General features: G+C 44.2%; 4 protein-coding genes. 2 read left to right on the plus strand and 2 right to left on the minus strand.

Features of this window, described 5'->3' with window-relative positions; all coding sequences use genetic code 11:
* Nucleotides 1–112 precede the first annotated feature (112 nt).
* Nucleotides 113–646, plus strand: coding sequence for a tetratricopeptide repeat protein (locus O9300_RS16540; RefSeq protein WP_287972824.1), 534 nt, complete (start codon nt 113–115; stop codon nt 644–646).
* A gap of 82 nt (nt 647–728) precedes the next feature.
* Here O9300_RS16540 and trpA read toward each other — a convergent pair whose 3' ends face one another.
* Complete coding sequence (gene trpA, locus O9300_RS16545) at nt 729–1,523, minus strand: tryptophan synthase subunit alpha (protein WP_072927775.1); 795 nt, start codon at nt 1,521–1,523, stop codon at nt 729–731.
* 264 nt (nt 1,524–1,787) lie between these two features.
* Here trpA and O9300_RS16550 point away from each other — a divergent pair, with 264 nt between their 5' ends.
* On the plus strand, nt 1,788–2,705 hold the full coding sequence (locus O9300_RS16550) for a glycosyltransferase family 2 protein (protein WP_287972825.1): 918 nt from the start codon (nt 1,788–1,790) through the stop codon (nt 2,703–2,705).
* A 220-nt stretch (nt 2,706–2,925) separates the two neighbouring features.
* Here the strand turns inward: O9300_RS16550 and O9300_RS16555 are convergent, their stop codons facing one another.
* Complete coding sequence (locus tag O9300_RS16555; protein ID WP_104397756.1) at nt 2,926–3,951, minus strand: ABC transporter permease; 1,026 nt, start codon at nt 3,949–3,951, stop codon at nt 2,926–2,928.
* Between the last annotated feature and the right edge of the window lie 296 nt (nt 3,952–4,247).

Here is a 4,247-nt window from a genome sequence, read left to right on the forward strand (position 1 = left end):
ACTCGACCGACCCAACTGCAACAAAAAGCGTTAGATTTATTGGGAGTTTCCCTGATTTGTACCCAGTAACGGGGCGGCGGAAATTCTTTTAATCCCTTCTACAGCACAGGTTATGGCTTTTTGTCAACGGGGAAGTCCAGTAATAACGGTTTTCGAGAGCCGAACAAAAGAAGCTCTCTGGTTAGGCGATATTGATCTCGCCGAAGAGAGAGCGAAGAAAATGGTGGCGATGGAACCTCTTTACTCTCGTTATCGCCTGAAACTGGGGGAAATTTTACTAAAACAAAATAAATTTGAAGAAGCGGCGAAAATCTATCGTTCTGCTACTAGACTCGGCCCGCCTGGAATGGCGATCGCTTGGTTTATGGCTGGCCAATGTCACGAACGATTAGGAGAGATAGACATCGCCTGTGATTGCTATCTAGCTTCCCTACAGATGGATGAATTGGGTATCTCCGCCGTCGAGAAAATTAACAAATTGGCCCCCCGGCTAGGTAACTCGATGCTGACCGATTGGAGTACCATGCGTCTAGAACAATTACGGGAACAACAGGGAGGTATGGTCTCTAAAACGAAAACTTCCTATATTCCTGAAGCCGCTTCTGCACTGAAATTAGCGGGTGAACGCGAACTCTCTCAAATTTAACTCAAGGTGATCGAGGAATTCGGGAAAGATTCTACCTCGATCGCCCCGCAGCCGGAATTCCCTTAGAAGAATTTCTAACCCCTCACTGAATCGCCTGTTTTAAACTACGGCAGAATTCTTCGAGGGATTTTAACCCTTCGCTGGGGGAATTATCGGCCAGACGTTTAACCATGGCACTGCCGACAATTACCGCATCAGCACCCCAGTTTTTCACCTGTAGTGCCTGTGTCGGGTCAGAAATGCCAAATCCTACCCCCACGGGTTTATCGGTGACAGAACGGATAGAATCGAGCAATTCCTCCACTCTGGTGGCCACTTGGTTCCGCATTCCCGTCACTCCCGTGACACTCACCAGATAAATAAAACCTTGGGATTGCAGGGCGATCGCTTGTATTCGTTCCGGGGGACTGGTAGGCGCTACCAATAAAATCACTTCAATTCCCTTAGCGGCAGCCGGTTGCAGCAGACTTTCCGCTTCCTCTAGGGGTAAATCGGGAACCACCAAACCACTCACCCCAGCTGCTTTAATTTGGTCTAAAAAGACATCTATCCCGCGATGATAGATGGGATTATAGTAAGTAAAGAGAATAATGGGAGCTTTCACCTCTCCCTGAGCATTTTTGACGATTTCTAGCACATCTTCCAACTTGACACCCCGATTTAAAGCGCGCGTGGCCGCCGCTTGAATAACCGGACCATCCGCAAGAGGATCGGAATAGGGAACCCCCAACTCGATCAGATCGGCCCCTGCCCGGTCTAAAATGCGTAAAGCTTGGGCAGTAGTGGACAAATCGGGATCACCGGCAGTAATAAAGGGAATTAAGGCACAATTCCCCTGGGAACGGAGAGAACGAAAACACTCGGAAACAGCAGTCATCGAAAATTACTGGAGACATAAAGCACCGTCTATTATCTCATGGTGGGGAATAGCTCATTGCTGGTTGCCGCAAGCTCAGGTAAAGAATTTTTCAAGTAATACTTAAGAAATATTGACAAAATGGCGATCGAGGTTAGAATAGGCTCAGTCTGACAGTTTTAAAAAAATTTCTTGGATAATAAGGGTTTTCATTCCGCTTTTTCCAGTACACAATAGGACTACTGCCCGATCGGGTTTCGTATAATCAAACACCATATTATATCTATGTTTTCCATTTACATTCTCACTCATAACGAAGAAATTGATATTGCCGCCTGTGTGGAATCGGCACTTCTATCCGATGATGTGATTGTGGTTGACTCCTACAGTAGCGATCGCACAGTAGAGATTGCTTCTCGTTATCCAGTGCGCGTGATTCAGCATCAATTCGAGAGTCATGGTAAACAAAGAACTTGGATGTTAGAAAATATCGAGACTAAATACGATTGGGTTTATATTCTCGAAGCAGATGAAAGGATGACACCCCAACTCTACGCAGAATGTCTGCGCGCCACTCAACAGAAAGAATTTACTGGTTTTTATGTGGCCGAAAGAGTTATGTTTATGGGAACTTGGATCCGTCGCAGCACCCAGTATCCCCGTTATCAAATGCGTCTATTTAGAAAAGATCAAGTCTGGTTTAGCGATTATGGTCACACGGAAAGAGAAGAATGTCTGGGAAAAACCTCTTTTTTACAAGAAACCTATCCCCACTATACCTGTAGTAAAGGTTTAAGTCGTTGGATTGAAAAACATAATCGTTACTCTACCGATGAAGCAGCAGAAACCCTACATCAGTTGGCTAACGGTGGTGTTAGTTGGAAAAAATTATTTTTTGGTAAAACCGAAGTAGATAGACGGAGAGCTTTAAAAGATTTATCTCTACGATTGCCTTTTCGTCCCTTGCTTCGTTGGTTTTATATGTATTTTATCTTGGCGGGAATTCTCGATGGTAAAGCTGGTTTTGCTTGGTGTACTTTGCAAGCTTTTTATGAGTATTTGATCCTCTTAAAAGTGGCGGAAATGAAACAGGGTTTACCCACTCCCCCCGAAGTGAGAAATCCTTTTCATCCCCCGCAAAATGGTGACAATAGTAATTCCCATAGTCCCGATTTCGTCTCCCTAAAAGGAAAAGCCGATTAACATTCAACCATTATTAATCAGTCAGCAATCACCTAACAACAACCTAGAGATAAAAAGCAATCCTGATCCATTTTTTATTAGCTGTGACATCAATTTCACGGCTGTTGTCTCATCTCAAGCTGTACGGTATTTAAACTGCGTAGTGGTCTCCCCATCTCCCCACCTCCCCACTTCATAATTCATAATTCATAATTCATAATTCATAATTCCCTCTCCCTGATTAATAACGGATGCGAGGATCAATGTAAGCATTGATTAGATCGATTAAAATACTGGCAAAAACCACTATTGTCGCAAAAAAAGCCATTAATCCCTGTACTGTTGGGTAATCCCGCAGAGAAATCGCGCGATATAACTGATTTCCCAAACCCGGCCAAGAAAAAGTAACTTCCGTCAAGACTGCACCACCTAAAAGAGCCGCAAAAGTTAATCCTAAGACAGTAATTACGGGAATTAGGGCATTTTTCAGCGCATGGGCGATCATAATCGTTTTTTCTGGTATTCCTCTCGCTTTTGCCGCATCTACATAGTCCGCTTGCAAAGTTTGTTTCAGATTAACTCGCACCATCCGTTCAAAAATCCCACTCAAAAGAATGCCGAGAGTAAAACTAGGTAAGGCTAGATAATACAAAGCTGTGGGCAACTTATCTAGTTGTAGAGTCATCAGACTATCAAGGGTATATAAACCTGTAATTGTCTGGGGTGGAGTTTCACTCAAAGGAAAACGAGTCCCCAAGGGAAACCAGCGCAACTGTACCGCAAAAATTAGCTGTAAGAGCATTCCCACCCAAAAAATCGGCAAGGAATAGGTTATCAACCCAAATAAACGTCCCCCCGCATCTAAGGGGGTATTCGGACGGGAAGCGGTGATAATTCCCAATCCGACTCCCACTATCACCGCAATTAGCATTCCATAAAAAGTTAGTTCCACCGTCGCTGGAAAATGTTTAGCGATAATCTCCCATACCGTCACCCCCTTACTGGTTAAAGAGTCTCCTAAATTGAGGCGCATTAGGTGGAAAATATAGTCTAGGTACTGGAAAAATAGGGGTTTATTCAGTCCTAATTGTTCTCTTAGGGCATTTTTGGCACTTTCAGGGGCGCGGTTGCCTAAAATCGCATCCGTGGGATCACCGGGGGCAACACGCATCAGCAGAAAAACCACCGTCACGATCGTCCATAACATCAAGGGAGCTAGGAGTAAACGCACCAGTAAATAGGATTGTAAAGCGGAGCGGCGAGACATGAGGGCTTTCCGATCAGAAAATAGATTCTCAAGGAACCATACCCCAAAATCGACCAGGCGATCGAGAGGTACTGAATAAAAAATTAAATTGAGGAAAATATTTAGTACAAATAAACTAATATATCCGCACCGCCAGTTCTAATCAAGGGACTAGCAAAAAACCCGAAGGGCTGAAAGGCTGATGTAGCAAGGGATAGAAAAAAGATCAAAAAATTTTGCCAAAAGGGGTTGACAAACTTAGGGAAGTTAGATACATTGGTAAATGCGCGGTTGAAGCGAAGCGAAAGCGAAGCGAA

The organism is Microcystis sp. LE19-195.1E, from assembly GCF_027532095.1.
In the GTDB taxonomy this organism is placed as follows: domain Bacteria; phylum Cyanobacteriota; class Cyanobacteriia; order Cyanobacteriales; family Microcystaceae; genus Microcystis; species Microcystis aeruginosa.

What these genes read in the sequence shown, in the direction of transcription:
- O9300_RS16550 (WP_287972825.1), top strand. Translation starts at nt 1,788, where the DNA reads ATGTTTTCCATTTACATTCTCACTCATAACGAAGAAATTGATATTGCC.
- O9300_RS16555 (WP_104397756.1), bottom strand. Translation starts at nt 3,951, where the DNA reads ATGTCTCGCCGCTCCGCTTTACAATCCTATTTACTGGTGCGTTTACTC.
- trpA (WP_072927775.1), bottom strand. Translation starts at nt 1,523, where the DNA reads ATGACTGCTGTTTCCGAGTGTTTTCGTTCTCTCCGTTCCCAGGGGAAT.
- O9300_RS16540 (WP_287972824.1), top strand. Translation starts at nt 113, where the DNA reads ATGGCTTTTTGTCAACGGGGAAGTCCAGTAATAACGGTTTTCGAGAGC.